Below are 507 nucleotides of genomic sequence, written 5' to 3'. Positions count from 1 at the left end.
TCTCGGGCCAGAACCCATCCGGCAAACCGTGCACCTGGCCAGCGCACCTGGCCCCCGCAAACTTGGCCTGCCCATTGAAGGTCGCGCTGTCGAATCGCGCGTCGCGGGTGAAGGTCGCGTTGTCGAATCGCGTGTCGCGGGTGAAGGTCGCGTGGGAGAACGCCGCATCTTCCCTGAAGGTCGCGTAGGCGAACCACGCGTCGCGGGTGAAGGTCGCGTGGGAGAACACTGCATCTCCTGGGTGAGCTCCTCGCCTGTGTTCTTCCAGGCATCGCCGCGCTGGAGGCCCCGATTCTCGACGAGCTCGGCCTGTCGATGTGGGAGTACGCGATCATGTCGACCCTTGGCACGACGGGTGCGGTGAGTCAGTCCGAGTTGTCGGCGCGGATCCGCCGGGATCCCACGAGACTTGGTCGTCACCTCAACGACCTGGCCGCTCGAGGCGTGATCGTCCGTGACCGATCCACTGATCAGCGCCTGCGCACTGCGCGGCTAACCGCAGAGGGA

2 protein-coding genes are annotated in these 507 nt (G+C 65.9%); one reads left to right on the top strand and one right to left on the bottom strand.

The features are described from left to right. Positions 1-229, bottom strand: a 229-nt coding sequence (locus IG69_RS0119545) for a pentapeptide repeat-containing protein (protein WP_030529835.1), incomplete at its 3' end; no start/stop codon positions are given. An 86-nt stretch (positions 230-315) separates the two neighbouring features. On the opposite strand from IG69_RS0119545, the gene IG69_RS23340 reads away from it, so the two are divergent. Then, a partial coding sequence (locus IG69_RS23340; protein WP_157577754.1) for a MarR family transcriptional regulator occupies positions 316-507 on the top strand: 192 nt, incomplete at its 3' end.

The sequence above is a fragment of the Phycicoccus jejuensis genome, assembly GCF_000720925.1.
GTDB classification, from domain to species: domain Bacteria; phylum Actinomycetota; class Actinomycetes; order Actinomycetales; family Dermatophilaceae; genus Phycicoccus; species Phycicoccus jejuensis.
Note: the sequence above shows the minus strand (reverse complement) of the source record. Positions and strands in the feature narration are given on the sequence as shown.